Origin of the sequence: Paraburkholderia solisilvae (assembly GCF_902859875.1) — a bacterium.
GTDB classification, from domain to species: Bacteria; Pseudomonadota; Gammaproteobacteria; order Burkholderiales; family Burkholderiaceae; genus Paraburkholderia; species Paraburkholderia solisilvae.
On sequence record NZ_CADIKF010000004.1, the window covers coordinates 145,445 to 161,329 of the forward strand.

General features: G+C 66.1%; 14 protein-coding genes. All 14 read right to left on the bottom strand.

The genetic code is table 11. From position 1 onward, the window contains the following. Positions 1-45: 45 nt before the first annotated feature. The 14 genes from HV675_RS04445 to HV675_RS04510 all read right to left on the bottom strand — a co-directional run bounded on the left by HV675_RS04445 (position 46) and on the right by HV675_RS04510 (position 15,730). Positions 46-201 carry a hypothetical protein gene (locus HV675_RS04445; protein WP_175109549.1) on the bottom strand — a complete coding sequence of 52 codons (156 nt, stop codon included), beginning with the start codon at positions 199-201 and terminating at the stop codon, positions 46-48. Further along, positions 176-1,234, bottom strand: a complete 1,059-nt coding sequence (locus tag HV675_RS04450; RefSeq protein ID WP_175109550.1) for an aldose 1-epimerase — start codon at positions 1,232-1,234, stop codon at positions 176-178. The genes HV675_RS04445 and HV675_RS04450 overlap by 26 nt, the downstream gene beginning before the upstream one ends. A 286-nt stretch (positions 1,235-1,520) precedes the next feature. Beyond that, positions 1,521-2,477 carry an SMP-30/gluconolactonase/LRE family protein gene (locus tag HV675_RS04455; RefSeq protein WP_175109551.1) on the bottom strand — a complete coding sequence of 319 codons (957 nt, stop codon included), beginning with the start codon at positions 2,475-2,477 and terminating at the stop codon, positions 1,521-1,523. Then, complete coding sequence (locus HV675_RS04460; RefSeq protein ID WP_175109552.1) at positions 2,474-3,274, bottom strand: SDR family NAD(P)-dependent oxidoreductase; 801 nt, start codon at positions 3,272-3,274, stop codon at positions 2,474-2,476. Before HV675_RS04460 ends, HV675_RS04455 begins: the two co-directional genes overlap by 4 nt. Positions 3,275-3,345: 71 nt before the next feature. Beyond that, a complete protein-coding gene (araH, locus tag HV675_RS04465; protein ID WP_175109553.1) occupies positions 3,346-4,365 on the bottom strand; it encodes an L-arabinose ABC transporter permease AraH in 1,020 nt (339 codons plus the stop codon). A 140-nt stretch (positions 4,366-4,505) separates the two neighbouring features. Further along, positions 4,506-6,029, bottom strand: a complete 1,524-nt coding sequence (gene araG, locus HV675_RS04470; RefSeq protein WP_175109554.1) for an L-arabinose ABC transporter ATP-binding protein AraG — start codon at positions 6,027-6,029, stop codon at positions 4,506-4,508. Between the two features lie 171 nt (positions 6,030-6,200). Beyond that, complete coding sequence (locus tag HV675_RS04475; RefSeq protein ID WP_175109555.1) at positions 6,201-7,199, bottom strand: arabinose ABC transporter substrate-binding protein; 999 nt, start codon at positions 7,197-7,199, stop codon at positions 6,201-6,203. A 95-nt stretch (positions 7,200-7,294) separates the two neighbouring features. Beyond that, a complete protein-coding gene (locus HV675_RS04480) occupies positions 7,295-8,074 on the bottom strand; it encodes an SDR family oxidoreductase (protein ID WP_175109556.1) in 780 nt (259 codons plus the stop codon). After that, positions 8,071-8,751, bottom strand: a complete 681-nt coding sequence (locus HV675_RS04485; protein ID WP_175109557.1) for a 2-dehydro-3-deoxy-6-phosphogalactonate aldolase — start codon at positions 8,749-8,751, stop codon at positions 8,071-8,073. The genes HV675_RS04480 and HV675_RS04485 overlap by 4 nt, the downstream gene beginning before the upstream one ends. A gap of 61 nt (positions 8,752-8,812) precedes the next feature. Then, complete coding sequence (locus tag HV675_RS04490; RefSeq protein ID WP_246270096.1) at positions 8,813-9,934, bottom strand: 2-dehydro-3-deoxygalactonokinase; 1,122 nt, start codon at positions 9,932-9,934, stop codon at positions 8,813-8,815. Next, positions 9,931-10,866: an IclR family transcriptional regulator gene (locus tag HV675_RS04495; protein ID WP_175109558.1), complete on the bottom strand. Its 936-nt coding sequence runs from the start codon at positions 10,864-10,866 to the stop codon at positions 9,931-9,933. The genes HV675_RS04490 and HV675_RS04495 overlap by 4 nt, the downstream gene beginning before the upstream one ends. An 809-nt stretch (positions 10,867-11,675) precedes the next feature. Then, positions 11,676-12,407 (bottom strand): monofunctional biosynthetic peptidoglycan transglycosylase, encoded by a 732-nt coding sequence (gene mtgA, locus HV675_RS04500; protein ID WP_175109559.1) that lies wholly within the window; start codon positions 12,405-12,407, stop codon positions 11,676-11,678. Positions 12,408-12,731: 324 nt separating this feature from the next. Then, positions 12,732-13,598, bottom strand: coding sequence for a shikimate dehydrogenase (gene aroE / locus HV675_RS04505; protein WP_175109560.1), 867 nt, complete (start codon positions 13,596-13,598; stop codon positions 12,732-12,734). Next, positions 13,595-15,730: a ribonuclease catalytic domain-containing protein gene (locus HV675_RS04510; protein WP_175109561.1), complete on the bottom strand. Its 2,136-nt coding sequence runs from the start codon at positions 15,728-15,730 to the stop codon at positions 13,595-13,597. Before HV675_RS04510 ends, aroE begins: the two co-directional genes overlap by 4 nt. Between the last annotated feature and the right edge of the window lie 155 nt (positions 15,731-15,885).

A 15,885-nucleotide genomic window follows, 5' to 3' on the forward strand; every position in this document is an offset into this window, starting at 1 on the left:
GGCCGGGGCGCCCAAAGCACATGGTCCAGCGCCACCCGCTGTCCGTCAGTCGAGCGCGGCGACCGCCTTCAGCGCTTCGGCCTCGAGCGCTGCATCCTTGACGGCCGCGTTGCCGCCTTCGTCGCAAACGCGCTCAGCGCTTTCATGGCCGCGGTTACCGGCACGCAGCAACACCTCATTGCCGCCGGTTGCCGCGCCCACCCGCCACCGCCCGCAAGCCGGTGTGCTCGACGGCAAACCGGAAGGTCCGCGACAGCCGCTCGCCGCGCGCGAGCATCGTCATGCCGTGCTCGGCCGCGCCGCCCGGCAGATTCATCGCGTTGATCGGATGATCGACGGGCTCGAAGCAGAAGAAGTCTTCGCCCGGCGGCGTGTACAGCACGTAGTAATCGGTGCTCGACGACACCGTCAGCGACAGCCGCCGCTTCGGCCAGACGACGGTCGCGCGTCCGCTCCAGTCGGTGAATGCGTGATTGACCAGCGATCGCGGCAACGGATACGCGACGCCGAACTGCCACGCGGGCGGCACCGGCACATGCCGCACCGGCAGCCAGTCGTCGCCGGACAGCCACAGTCCCGCGGCCGCCGCCGACAGTTGCGTATCGCCATCGCGCACCAGAAACGGATGCACGCCGAGTCCGAACGGCAGCGTGTCGCGGCCGGTGTTCTCGACATCGAGCGTGATCACGAGCGCCGGGCCGTCGAGCACGTAACGCTGCGTCGCGCGATATGCATACGGCTTGCCGTCGCTGCGATCGAGCGTCAGGCACACGCTTTCCGGATCCGCTTGCGCGACCTGCCACGCCGCGAGCCAGCCGTCGCCGTGAATCGGCAACGGTTCGCCGGCGCGATTGCACGGCACATCGACGGTGCGCCCGCCGACTGTGAACTTCCCGCCGCCGATCCGGTTCGAGTACGGCAGCAGCGAATAGCACGCGAGCTGGTTCGCATCGGTATCGGCGCCCACCTGCCGGCAGCGTCGGAACACCGGCACCAGATTGCCCTCGCTGCGCCAGTCGAAGCGCGTGATGCCGCCGCCGAGACGCGGCGCGACGTCCAGACGCAAATGCGGATTGGCGAGCGTCACGCAATCGACCTCGCCGGCATGGGTGGCGCCGATCGCGACCGCCGACGTGCTCGGGCCGGCCAGCACCGGATGCGTGGCCGCTTCGAGCCGTGCGCGGCGCGTCTGCGTGGGTGAAGAAGACGGGACAGCAGAATTCGCGACAGTCATATCAAAGCTCCCTCGAGAGGCATTGAACGTCGCCGTCGACAGACGGACGGCGGCTTATGCGGGCAGCGCGATAGAAACCGGCCGCCTCTTTGGTCTGTGCTGCATGCTGCGAACTGCCCTGCTTCAAACGGATCAGGCAAATCAAGCGGATTGATGCGGGTAAAAAAGCGAGCGAATCACTCGCACGTTAAAAGCACGATGGCGCGCGACGCTCGCCACCGAAAAACTGCAAACCGGATGGGCCACCGCGCATGAACAACCCTCCATCACGCGGCGGCGCCGCTTATTACCGGCGCGGTGCGCCTTCGAACAGCGGCTCCGGCAATCCGCGCCGCGCGGGGGTCGCGATGAACACGCCGCCCGCGAGCGGATCGGTGCGCAGCGCGTCGGCATCGAGACCGACCCGCGCGCTCGTCACATACAGCGTCGACAACCGTGCGCCGCCGAGTGCGACGCAGCTCGGCTGCGCGGTCGGCACCGTCACGCGCTCCGTTTCGACGCCGTTCGCATCGTAACGCACGACGCGGCCGCCACCCCAATGCGCATTCCACAAGCCGCCGTCGGTATCGACGGTCGAACCGTCGGGCTCGCCGGTCGCATCGGCGAGACGCACAAACAGGCGCTCGTTGCCGACGCGGCCATCCGCGCCGTAATCGCACACGCGAATCTCGCGGGTCGGCGAATCGCAGAAGTACATCGTCGCGCCGTCCGGACTGAACGCAATGCTGTTCGAAATCGCCGGCGCCGGCAACGGCAACCGTTCGAGCGTCAGATCGCGATCGAGCCGGTAAAAGCCGCCGATCGGCCGCACGGGCGTGCCTTCGTCCTTGGTGCCGAACACGAAGCGCCCCTGGCGGTCGCACCGGCCGTCGTTGACGCGCGTATTCAGCCCCGGCTCGACGTCGACGATCGGCATCACGTCGCCGGTCGCCAGATCGAAAAACGCGAGGCGCGACGCGAGCCCGAGCAGCAGATAGTGCGGATCGGCGCACAACGCGAAGGTCGCGAGCCGCTCGGGCATCGTCCACCACGTGCTGCGCTTTTCACGCGGATCGTAGCGCCATAGGCGTGCGCCTTCAATATCGGTCCAGTAGAACCGGCCGCTTCGCGCGCACCAGGTCGCGCCCTCGCCGAGCGCGCATTTGGCGTCGATCGCCAGCACGGCGCGCGCTTTTGCGTTCCGCTGTCCGCTTTGTTGTCCGCTTGCTTGTCCGTTTGCCTGCACGACTGCCGCCCCGCTCATGCCCACCCTCCATCGACGATCATGTCCTGCGCGGTGATCGTCCGGCTGTCGTCGGCGGCGAGAAACAGCGCCATCCGCGCGATATCGTCCGGCATCAGTTCCGCGTCGATACACTGTCCTTCCTTGACCGCGCGGCGCCCCGCGTCGTCAAGCCACAGGCGTTTCTGCTTTTCCGTCATCACCCAGCCGGGCACCAGCGCATTCACGCGAATCTTGAACGGCCCAAGGTCGCGCGCGAGGCCGCGCGTGAGTCCTTGCACCGCCGATTTCGCCATCAGATAAACGGGCAGGTTGCCGTTTTTCAGCATCCAGCTGATCGAACCCAGATTGATGATCGAGCCGCCGCCGGCCGCTTTCATATCGTCGGCCACGGCCTGCGCGGCGAAAAACTGGTGGCGCACATTCACCGCGATGCCGGCGTCGAACGACTCCGGCGTCACATCCGCGATCTTGTGGCGTTTGTCGTTCGCCGCATTGTTGACGAGCACCTCGATAGGACCGATGACCGCGCGCACATCGGCGATCGCGTTGCGCAGCGCGTCGATATCGGTCAGATCGCAGCGCGCAAAGAGCGGCTTGTGACGCGAGTCGCCGAGCTCGTCGGCCAGCGCCTCGCCCGCGGTTTCGTCGATATCGAAGAACGCGACGCGCGCGCCCTGCGCGGCGAAATGCTCGACGAACGACGCGCCGATGCCGGTCGCGCCGCCCGTGATCAGCACCGTGCGATCCGTGAGACTCGGATAGTGCGCGTAGGCGTCGGTGGCATGCCGTGCGCTTGCATTGGCCGGAGACGACATGGTTCGCTTCCTTCGATCTGGGTCCGTCGGGGTCCTTCGGGGTCCGTCTGAATCCGCTTGCGCGCGGCGCGTCAGTCGCGCGAGCCGCGGTTCTTCAACTGGTCGAGCAGCACCGCGGCGAGCAGGATCGCGCCCCGCACGAGGTACTGATAGAACGCGTCGATGTTCAACAGGTTCATCACGTTCTCGACCGTGCCCATGATCAGCACGCCGATCACGACGCCGGAAATCGTCGCGCGACCGCCGAGCAGCGACACGCCGCCGAGCACGCACGCGGAGATCACGTTCAGCTCGAAGCCTTCCGCGGCATTCGGCTGGCCCGACGTGATACGCGATGCAAGAATCACCCCGGCCAGCGCGGTGACCGCGCCCTGGATCAGGAAAATAAAGACGCGCGTACGCTCGACGTTGATACCGGCAAGGCGCGACGCTTCCGGATTGCCGCCGATCGCCAGCGTATTGCGGCCATACACGGTCTGGTTGAGCATCACGCCGAATACGATAAAGCAGAGCAGCGTAACCCAGATCGGCAGCGACACGCCGAAGAAGGTGAGACCGCCGAGCGCGATAAACGTATCCGACGACACGCCGACCGCCTGCCCGTGCGACGCGATAAAGCCGAGGCCGCGCACGATTTCCATCGTCGCGAGCGTCGTGATCAGCGCGTTGATGCGCAGATACGCGATCACCGCGCCGTTCACGAAGCCGATCACGCCGCCGGCCGCCACCGCCGCGATGATCGCGATAAACGTATTGTTCGTCGCGTTCAGCACCATCGCGCACAGCACGCCGGCAAATGCGACCGTCGAGCCCACCGACAGATCGAAATCGCGCGACGCGAGACAGAACATCATCGTGCACGCGACCATGCCGATCTGCGAGATCGACAGCGCGAGGCCGAGCATATTCTCGATCGAGAAGAAGTGATCGACCGTCAGCGACATCGTGACGAACATCACCACGAAGATCACGATCAGGCTGTACTCGGTGATCTGCTGCCACCATTTCTGGCGGTCGTTCGCCTGCGGAATCAGCGCTTCGGCGGCGCTCTTCGCCGCCTGTTGCGCGAGGTTTTCTCCAGCTTGTTGCATTTCGTTGCTCCTCCCGTTCGGCACGGGTTATCGGACTCACTCACCATCCGCTCGGATCCGGATGACTGCGTTGCGCTTCATCGGCCCCGATCGACATTCATCGAACTTCATTCACCATCAGCGACGCTGCGTTGTTCCCTTCACGCCGCCTGCGCGGTTTCGGCGACGCTCGAACTCCGCGGCAACGCGAGGCTCAACACCGACTGCTCGGTCGCCGCGCCGCGCGCCAGTTCGCCGGAAATGCGGCCCTGCCGCATCACGACGATGCGGTCGGACACGCCGAGCACTTCCGGCAGTTCCGACGAAATCATCACGATCGCGCAGCCGCGCTCCGCGAGCTGATAGATCACGTTGTAAATCTCGTGCTTCGCGCCGACGTCGATGCCGCGCGTCGGTTCGTCGAGAATCACGACCTTCAGGTCCGGTTCCGCGAGCCAGCGCGACAGAATCGCTTTCTGCTGGTTGCCGCCCGACAGGAAGCGGATCTTCTGCCGGCGGCTCGGCGTCTTGATCTTCAGGAGCTTGATAAAGCGGTCCGCGGTTTGCGCTTCCTTCTTGCGATCGAGAAAAATGCCCGCGCGCAGATAGTGGCGCCGGCAACTGATATTGATGTTCTCGGCCACCGATGCGATCGCGACGATGCCCTCTTCCTTGCGGTCTTCCGGGCACAGCACGATGCCCTGGCGGATCGCATCGCCCGCTCTTTTGACCTTGATCGGCTTGCCGTCGAGCGTCAGTTGGCCGCCCTTCTTCGGATCGTCGCCGTACACCAGGTGCATCAGTTCGCTGCGCCCCGCGCCGACCAGACCGAAGAACCCGACGATCTCGCCGCGCCGCACCTCGAAGCTGGCCGGCTCCGCGAGCGGCCCGCCTTCGATGCCTTTCGCGGCGAAACGCACTTCGCCGAGCGCGCGCGGCGTGTAGTTATAAATATCCGAAATTTCCCGGCCCACCATTTCGCTGACGATCGTGTCGCGGCTCACGCCGTCGAGCGACGTGTGCGATGCGACCTTGCGGCCGTCGCGGAAAATCGTGCAGGCGTCGCACAGCTGATAAATCTCGTCCATCCGGTGCGAGATATAAATCAGCGCGCGATTGTCCGCGCGCAGATCGCGCACCAGCTTGAACAGCACTTCGGTTTCGCGATGCGACAGCGAGCTGGTCGGCTCGTCGAGCGCGATCACGCGCGCGTTGCGCATCAGCGCCTTGCAGATTTCGACCATCTGCCGCTGGGCGATCGACAGCTTGCGCAGCTTCGCGTCCGGATCGAGATCGACGCCCATCGCCGCCAGCTGCTCGCGCACATAGCGCTTCGCCTGGCGCTTGTGCACCCAGCCGAGCGCGTTCGGCAGGCGGCCGAGCATCAGGTTTTCCGCGACCGTCAGATCGGGCACGTACTGCAACTCCTGGTGAATCACCGCGATGCCGGCCGCAATCGACGCACCCGCGCTCGCGAAGTGCACTTCGTTTTCGTCGATCAACACGCGCCCCGAGTCCGGCTGATATTCGCCGCCGAGGATCTTCAGCAGGGTCGATTTCCCCGCTCCGTTCTCGCCCATCAGGCCGTGCACCTGGCCCGCGTGCACGTCGAACGAAATGCCGTCGAGCGCGCGCACGCCGGGAAACACCTTACCGATATTGTCAAAACGCAGCGTCGCTGACACTTCGCCTCCTGTTGCCACTGAGTTTGCTTCGTGCGAACCGCTCATGTGAACCGCTCACGTGACCTTTCGCGCAAAACGCGCGGACGCCGTTGCCGTCCACGCGCTTTGCCGTCGCTACATCGCTACGTTGCTACGCGTCGCATCCGCGTAACGGGAAACAACCGCAGCCCGTTACTTCGACGCGAGACCCATCTCCTTGCGCACTTCGCCGACGTTGTCGCGCGTGGCCAGCATGCCGGTCGTGAGCGTCAGCATCGGCGGTTCCTTGCCTTGCGTGATCCATGCGTACATCAGTTCCGAGGTTTCCTCGCCGTGGCGCTTCGGGCTGATGATCACAGTGCCGTAGAAGCCCGTCGGCTGCGGCTTCTTGAACTCGTTCAGCGCCGAATCCGAACCGCCGATACCGATGCCGATCATGTTGTCGGCTTTGAAGCCGCGGCCTTCGGCAGCGCGCACTGCGCCGAGCACCGCTTCGTCGTTCAGGCCGTAGGCCACCCAATGCTTGAACTGCGGGTTCTTCGTGAGCGCGATGTTCGCCGCGTTGAACGCGTTTTCCGTGTCGGTTTTCGCTTGCGGCGCGGCGATCACGTTCGCCTTCGGGAAGCCCGCGGCGACGAGTGCGTCGGTGGCGCCGGTGGTGCGGTCATGCGCGGTCGGCAGCTGCTCGTAGGTCACGTCGATCGCGCCGACGTCCTTCATGTCCCAGCCGCGCTTCTTGATTTCGGCCGCAATGCCGTCGCCGGCCTGCTTGCCGATGTTGTACGCGGAGATGCCCATATGCGGCACCGACTCGATCGGCTTGCCCGCACCGTCGACGAGGCGGTCGTCCACCGTCATCATCTTCAGGCCGTCAGCCTTCGCCTTCGCGACGATACCCGGCCCGAGCTTCACGTCCGGCGTGCAGATCACGAAGCCTTGCGCTTTTTGCGCGGCGAGGTTGTCGATTGCGCTCATCACCTTCTCGCCCGACGGCGCGCCGATCTTCACGAGCGTGAAGCCCTTTTCCTTCGCGGCGATTTCGGCGAATTTCCATTCGTCCTGGAACCACGGCTCTTCCGGCTGCTTCACGAGAAAGCCGATCTTCACCGAATCGGCAGCCTGCGCGGCCGGCGCATTGAACAGCACCGCCGTCGCTGCCGCTGCGAGCGTGAGGAATATTCTGCGTTTCATATTGCTTGTCTCCTGACTAGGTAACGAGAAGGTTATCGGCCGCGTCTTCTTGTACCGGGACTGACACACGCGGCCAGCGCGTCAACCGGTTCACTTCAATCGTGATAAAGCACCGAGCGTCCGCCGTCGACCGTGATACAGCTCGCGTTGATAAACGGCGCTTCATCGGATGCGAGAAACACCGCGGTCATCGCCACTTCGTCGGGGCGGCCGATGCGCTTCATCGGCTGCAGGTCGAGCGTCGCCTGCCGCGCGGCGGCCGGGTCCGGCTGGTTGTCCCACCATTCACGCGTCAGATCCGTTTCGATATAGCCAGGCGCAATCGCATTGACACGCACGTTGCGCGGCGCGTACTCGATGCCGAGCGCGCGCGTGAGGCCGATCACACCGTGCTTCGCGACCGGATACGGAAAGCAGCCCGCGATGATCTTGAACGAGTGTGTCGACGCGATATTCACGATGCTGCCGCGCCCGCGCTCGACCATGCCCGGCAATGCCGCGCGGCAGCCGTTCCAGACGCCGTCGAGGTCGACGGCAAAGCAGCGGCGCCAGTCGTCGTCGGTCATCGTCAGCGGGTCGCAGAACACGTTGATGCCGGCGTTGTTCACCAGCACGTCGAGCGGTCCGAAGCTGCGCTGCGCTTCGTCAACCGCTTGTTGTACGGACGCCGATTGCGTGACGTCGGTGCACACCGCGAGCACGCGTGCGCCCGCATGCGCGGTTTCGATCTCGCGCGCCGTATGCTGCGCCGTTTCACTATCGAGTTCGGCCAGCACGACCGCCGCGCCTTCGCGTGCGAACGCATGCGCGATCGCGGCGCCGATGCCGCGCCCGGCGCCGGTGATCAGTGCGACCTTACCGGCGAGGCGATTCATTTCTTCGCACTCGCGCGCGCGATGCGCAGTCCGTTGATAAAGGACTTTGCATGCGACGCGGTAATCGCGGCGCTCTGGCCCGGCTTGTACAGCGCGGAGCCGAGGCCGAAGCCGTTCGCGCCCGCGGTCAGAAACGGACCCATGTTGTCCGGCGTGACGCCGCCGACCGGCAGCAGCGGCACCTGCGCCGCGATCACCGCGCGCCACGCCTTCACCACGTGACAGCCGAGCTGTTCGGCGGGAAACATCTTCAGCACGTCCGCGCCGTTCTTCAGCGCGATAAACGCTTCGGTCGGCGTCGCGACGCCGGGCGCGCACGCCATTGCGTGCGACTTCGCCGCGACGATCACTTCCGGATCGGCGTGCGGCATCACGATCAGCTCGCCGCCCGCCTGCTTCACCTGATGCACGAACGCGGCCTGCAGCACCGTCCCCGCGCCGACGATCGCGTCGGGCGGCAGCGCGTGGCGGATTGCCGCGATGCTGTCGAACGGCTGCGGCGAATTGAGCGGCACTTCGACGATCCGGAAGCCCGCTTCGTACAGCGCGCGGCCGTGGTCGGCTGCGTCGGCGGGCGTCACGCCGCGCAGGATCGCGATCAGCGGACACGCTTCGAAAGCGGCCATCAGGCCGGCGTGCGGCTGGTAAGGTCCGGGCAGATTCAGTTCAGCTTGCATATCGGTTCCTTTCTGGTTCCTGTGCGCATGTCCGTGGCGGCCCGCATTCTGCTTGCGCGGGCTAGCCGATGCGCGCGGCCGGCACGGCGCCGGCCGCGGGTGTCACGAGTCCCGCCTGTACCGCGATGCGCCACAGGCCGCGCTCGGTCGCGTACTTGACGAGTTCCGCCGACTGACAGCCGTATTGCGTCAGCGCCAGCCGATATCGTTCGCACAGCGCCTCGTTGCCGATCAGCCGCAGCGTGCGGCCGGCGAGCGCCACCTGCTGACGCTCGAGCACGGCTTCGAGTCCGTTCAGTTCGTGGCCGATCAGCAGCCCCGACAGATAGTCGGGCTGCTCTTCGCGCGCGAGTTGCGCGGTCAGCCCGAGCGTGCGGGTGCTGAAGATCGTCGCGAGCATGCCCGCGTGACCGTGGTTGCGCGCGACGCTGATGCCGCGCAGGAAGGCTGCGGTATCCGGGCGATCCGGCGTCGTCATCGTGCGGCCGAGAATCGTGTGCTCGGAAAGCGCGGCGAACACCTCGCCAGTCATAAACGTATAGAAGCGCTCGATGCGCATGCCGCGGACGATCACCCACTTCGCGTGCGTGCCCGGCAGGCCGATCAGCGCGCCTGGCTGAGTGTCGGCAGGCGCGTCGTTTTTCGGCGCGGTTACCGCGTCACCGGCGAGCGCACCGACAATCTGCGTCTCTTCGCCGCGCATCACGTTCGGCAATTCGCCGCGCTCGAGCACGCCCGGCACGATATGCAGCACGACGCCGCGCGCGGTCTGCACGCGCACGATGCCGCGGACGATCGCATCGGGGCTCGCGGGCGTTTCAACGTAAGGCGCTTCCTTCCAGCCCTGCGCGCTGCCGACCATGCCGGCCGCCATCACCGGCAGATGCGGCGCGCGTTCGAGCCAGCTGCCGCACACCGCGTCGAACGCGATATCGAAGCCGCCTTCGCTCGCGGCGCGCGGCAAATTCATGATGCCGGCCGTCGATGCGCGGGTTTCCAGCAGTTGCCCCGCGGCGTCGAACAGATACGCGCGCAGTGCGGTCGTGCCCCAGTCGAGCGCGATCAGTGCCGCGTCGTGCTGCGCCGATCCGGCGGCGCCGGTCTGGGCGGCGGCGTCCGAGGCAGCGGGTGTAGCGGACGCAGCGGACGCCGACATCGAGTCCGGTGAACCCAGATCGGTCATCGCTTGATCCTGCGGGTTGCCGGTTGTGGCGCACGCCAGCCGAGTTCCTCCGAGATCGCGCGCGCTTCGCGCTGCACGACCGGAATCAGTTCGTCCATCCGCTCGAGCGACATATACGGAATCGTGCTCGCGACCGACAGCGCCGCGACAATCGCGCCGGACGCGTCGCGCACCGGCGCCGCGACACAGCGGATCGACGCTTCGTTTTCCTCGAGATCGAACGTGAAGCCGCCGCCCGAGTAGTTGGTCATCCGCTGCATGAAGGTCTGCAGATCGGGCCGGTTGTCCGGCTTGAAGCTCACGCCGGCGAGCGCGCGACGCGACGCGTCGAACAGCTTTTGCCACGTTTCGGGCGTCAGGTCGAGCATCATCGCCTTGCCGATACCGGTCGACGCGAGCGGCATCCGGTGACCGACCCGCGAGCGCATTTCGAGGCCGCGCGTGCCGGGAATCTTGTCGATATAAAGCACGTCGTCGCCGTCGCGCACGCCGAGGTGAATCGTGTCGTGCGTTTCTTCGGCAAGCGCCGCGAGGTGCGGGCGGGCGACCGTCGTCAACGGCATCTGCTCGAGCGCGATCGTGCCGAGTTCGATCAGCTTCGGGCCGAGCAGATAGCCGCCCTGCACCTGACGCAGGTAACGCGCCTGCACGAGGCTGCTGACGAGCCGGTGCGTGGTGCTGCGCGTCGTGCCGAGCGCCGCGCCGAACGTGCGCAGATCGCGCACGCCGGCGGCTGCGGCTTCGAGAATCGCGAGGCCGCGCAGCAGCGTCTGCGTGCCGGCCTGCTGCGGCGTGATGTCGAGCAGCGTGCTCGGCAGCGCGATCGTGTCGCGGTCGGCGGGCGGCAGCCCGGTACCGTTCGACGGACGCGCAACAGGTTTTCTCACCGCGTCGGCTTCGGACCCGGCGTGATTGGTCATCGCTTTATTCATGGCGATCAGGCAAACGGGTTGAGGGTTATTGCGCGCTGCCGGCACGGCGGCAGGCGGCAGCGGCGATTGCGGTGAAGGTGGCGCGGTGCGGCGGCGCGCTGACGCGTGCCGGTTGCCGATAGAGGATCGAGGCCATAGCGGGTTGTCTCCGATTCGTTTTGCGCTGCGTCGCGCCTATGCTGCGGTGGCGCGGACGCGATCTGTTTGCCGGTCGTCCGACTTGTTGGAACGGATTGTAGGGCGATTTTCGAGATACTCCAATATGTGAATGTACCAATCACATATTGGGATGTTTGTGGCGTTGCGGGTGTGCTGCGCTGCGTTGTGGGGGCTGCGCTGCGTTGCGGGTGTGCGGCGCGGCGGGTGTGCTGCGTCGAGGTGCTTTCTTTGTGCCTTGCCAACATGCCCGGCATAGGCGGGCCCTTGTGCCGGCAACGGGATCGGCGTTGGCCGCGGAGTTGGAGTTGGAGTTGGAGTTGGAGTTGGAGTTGGAGTTGGAGTTGGAGTTGGAGTTGGAGTTGGAGTTGGAGTTGGCGTTGGCGTTGGCGTTGGCGTTGGCGTTGGCGTTGGCGTTGGCGTTGGCGTTGGCGTTGGCGTTGGCGTTGGCGTTGGCGTTGGCGTTGGCGTTGGCAGCGGCAGCGGCAGCGGCAGCGGCAGCGGCAGCGATTGAACCAGATCGGACGCGTCCGGCGTGGTTACGCCGGCACGCGCGGCGCGATGTTTTCGCTCCTCGCCGTCAAAAAAAACGGCAACCGCATCACCCATGCAGTTGCCGCTTGATGCACGCCGGTCCGCACCGGCCTGCCCGCTCAGTCCGGCAGTTCCGCCGCCCCCATGCGCCGCGCGATCACGCGGGCGCGCTGGGTCAGATAGGCGGAATTGCGATGCTCATCGAAGTATTTCGGCCGCGGCAGCATTACCGCAAGCCGCGCCGACTGACCGGCGGAAAGCTTCGCGGCCGATGTCTTGTAGTAGTAGCGCGCCGCCGCTTCCGCGCCATAGACGCCATTGCCCCACTCAACCGAATTCAGATAGATCTCGAAGATCCGCTCCTTGTCCATCAGCGTTTCGAGCATCCACGTGATGATCAGCTCCTGGCCCTTGCGGACGTAGCTCTTTTCACGCGACAGAAACAGATTGCGCGCGAGTTGCTGCGTAATCGTCGAGCCGCCCGCGACGATCTTGCCGCGCGCCTTGTTTTTCTCCCACGCCTGCAGGATCGCGTCGGTCTCGTAGCCGTTGTTGTTGACGAAATTCGCGTCCTCCGACGCGATAATCGCGCGCTTCAGATTGCGCGAAATCTGGTCGTACGGCACCCACGTGTGCTGGATCGACAGATCGGGGCGGTCTTGCGCGAGGCGCCACGCGTCGGAGCGCATGAATGCGGTCGATTGCGGATTGACGGTGTTCCACAGCGCGATCTGCGCGAAGTAGAACGCCTGCGTCACGAGCCACGAGAACGCGAACACGGCAACCACGTATGCGAGCCAATGGCCGACGCGGGTCGCTTTCGCGCTCTTCGAGCGCTTCGTTCCAGTCATGTTCGCCGCCATGCTCAAGGCTGCTTTCCTGTAGACGGTATGGGAGCAAGCGCGAGCCGCTCGCGCCAGTCAAGATGAACCAAGGTCAGATCACACGGCAACGATGGGTCAACCTCGCGCCAACTTGCCGACCGCGTGCCCACTCAAGCGGCAGCCCGGCGCCAACTTGCTGACTGTGTGCCGACTGAAGCGCCAACTCGGCGCCAACTTGCCAACCGTGTGTCAACTCAGGCGCCAACCCGCCGCCAACTTGCTAACCGTGTGCCAACTGAAGCGCCAACCCGGCGCCAACCCGGCGCCGACCATCTGCCAGCCATCTGCCAGCTAAGCGCCGTCCGCCGCCGCAAGCTGCCTGCGCAGCTCCGCCAGCACCGGCGCGCCGTCGGGCCGCACGCCACGCCACACGTGGAACGACTCGGCCGCCTGCTCGACCAGCATGCCCAAGCCGTCCGCCGCGCGTGCGCCGAGCGTCCGCGCGTGTTGCATAAAGATGGTCGGCTGCGCGCCGTACATCATGTCGTAGGCCAGCGTGTGCGCACCGAACGCGCGATCGTCGCATGCGGGCAGCGCGCCGTCGAGACTCCCCGCGGTTGCATTGACGATCACATCGTACGCATCCGTCTCCACCGCCTGCGCGCCGCCGCCCGTCAAAGCGCAACCCGCGTCGCGCGCAGCTTGCGCGAACTGTGCAACGAGCGCATCGGCTTTCGCCGCCGTGCGGTTGACGATCGTCAGCCGACGCGGCGCGCGCTCGAGCATCGGCAGTATGACGCCGCGCGCGGCGCCACCCGCGCCGAGCAGCAGCACGCGCGCGCCGTTGAGCGGCACGCCCAGGTTCACTTCGATATCGCGCACGAGGCCGAAGCCGTCGGTGTTGTCGCCGTAGATGCCCGCCGCGTCGAATCGCAGTGTATTCACCGCGCCCGCCGCGGCGGCACGCGGCGACAGCGCATCGGCAAGCGCGTGCGCGTCGAGCTTGAACGGCACCGTCACGTTCAGCCCGCGACCGCCCGCTTCGATAAATGCGCGCACATGCGGCACGAACGCATCGACCGGCGCGAGCAGCCGGTCGTATTCAACCGGCTCGCCGGTCTGCTCGGCAAAGCGCGCGTGAATAAACGGCGACTTGCTGTGCGCGATCGGATTGCCGATCACCGCATAGCGCTCGCGTGCGCGCTGCGGCGTGTTCATCGGCCGGGCTCCGTTGCGGGATGCGGGTCGGACGTGGCGGAATCCGCGGAATCATCGTTGGCGCCGTCACCGTCACCCTGCTGCGCCGCGTCTTCGGACGGCGCGCCGTCGAGCTCCGCTTCGGCCTGTGCCTCGGCTTCGCTTTCGGCGGACGCGTCGGACGCGTCGACGATATCCTCGTCGCCTTCATTGTCGTCGGCTTCTTCGGCCTCCGCGCCGCTCGTCACCGCCGGCGCATCGAGCACGCGCACGAGGCGCACCGACGCTTCAACCGTCAGTTCGTCGAGCGACATCACGTCGAGCAGCACGCGCGTGCCGCGCGCATGCACGCCGAGTCCCGGCACATGCAGCAGCAGCGGCACGTCGTCGAGCCGCACGAGATCGCCCTTCACGACCGATGCGACTACCTGCTTGCGGTCTTCCTGCCGGATCCAGCGCAGGCACCAGAAGTACTCCATACGGCGCTGGTGATCGGCGTAAGCGGAGTACGTATCGTCGAAGCCCTGCACCACCGCGAACAGGTCCGCATCCTTCGGCTTGAACGGCGCGGCGAGCTTCGCGGTCACGCCGTGCTGCACACACGCAAGCAGTTGCCACTGATTGACGAGGTCGACATAGCGGCGCAGCGGCGACGTACTCCACGCGTACTGCGCGACACCGAGCCCTTCGTGCGGCGCCGCGGTGGTTTGCATACGCGTGCGCTTCGGACCGGTCGGCGCGCCGAACGCGCGCTGCGACCGGTAGATGCCCGGCACGCCGTGATCGTGCAGGAACGCGCCCCACGTCGAGTTCGCGAGAATCGCCAGCTCCGCGACGATCATATCGAGCGGCGAACCGCGCCGGCGCGGCGTGATCGTCACGTGCTCGCCTTCGACATAGAAATTGAAGTCGGTATTGCGCTGCACTTCGCGCCGCAAGCCATAGCTCGCGCGCATCACCTGGCGCTTTTCGAACAGCGCCTGCGCGAACGGCCACAGCACCGCGATGTCGTCCTTGTGCGGATAGTCGCCGGTGCCCGCGGCGAGCGCCTCTTCGGTGACCATTTCATCGAGCGTGTTGTGCCGCAAGTTGGCCTTCACGAACACGAGCTCGGCACGCGTTTCGCTCGCGACGATCTCCTGCGTCTCACGGTTCACGATGCTGTACAGCGACAGCGCGGGCCGCATGCCGCCCTCGGCGAGCGTGAACACGTCGACCACCTCGTTGGGCAGCATCGTGATCTTGTCGCCGGGCATATAGACGGTCGACAGCCGCGCACGCGCAATCGCGTCGGTCGCATCGCCGCGCGCGATGCCGAGCGCCGGCGCCGCAATGTGCACGCCAATCCGCACGCGGCCATCGGCGAGATGCTCGACGGAAAACGCATCGTCGATTTCAGTGGTCGTCACGTCGTCGATCGAGAACGCTTCGACCTCGGCTTGCGGCAAATCGTCCGGCAGCGCGCCGGGCGTGACCGGCGGGAAGCCCGTGCCATGCGGGAAATACTCGGACAGAAAGCGCGCCTCGTGCAGCGCGCGCGCCGACGGAATGCCGCCGCAGTCGAGCATCAACCGCGCAGGCGACACGCCGCGCGCCGCCGCCGCCGCTTCGAGCGCCTTGTACTCGATCGAGTTCTTGTCCGGCTTCGTGAGCAAACCGAGCGCCTTGCCGGCGAACGCGTCCGGCAACCGGCCGGCCGTCAGTTCTTCTTCATAACCCGACTGCACGAGCGCCTGCTGACGTTTGCGTTCGAGCGACGCGAGCGCCAGCTGCAGCTGCTCCTGCGGCGCGCGTTGATACTGACCGCGCCCCTTGCGCCGGAAGTAGACCGGCGCGCCGTGCATGCGCAGCACGAGCGCCGCGCGCTCGATCGGCCCGAACGCCTCGCCGAAGTATTCGGCGCCGAGCGTCGCGAACGGGAATTCATCTTCCGGCGCGCATTCCCACAGAAAGTCGAGATCGATCTCCTGCGCGGCCGCGTCGGCCTGTTCCATCAACTCGCCCGCGGCCGGCCGCTCGAACTCGATCAACACATCTTTCGCGCGCACCTTCGCCCGCCGTCCGCCCGGCAACTCGACCTGGAACGCGTCGCCCTGCTTCGACAACACGCTGCCTGCCTTGAAACTGCCCGATTCCTCAAAGAAAACGTTCACTCAATACTCTCGTCGTGGCTTGCGTCGACCGCCGCGTGCCGCATGCGTGCCTGATGCATGCGGGTTGCGTGCGCCGTGTCCCGCGGTTTTCCGCAGTTTCCTGCGGTTCCCGTTAGGCACGGCGCCGCACGCGGCGGTTTCATATTCGTGGAGAC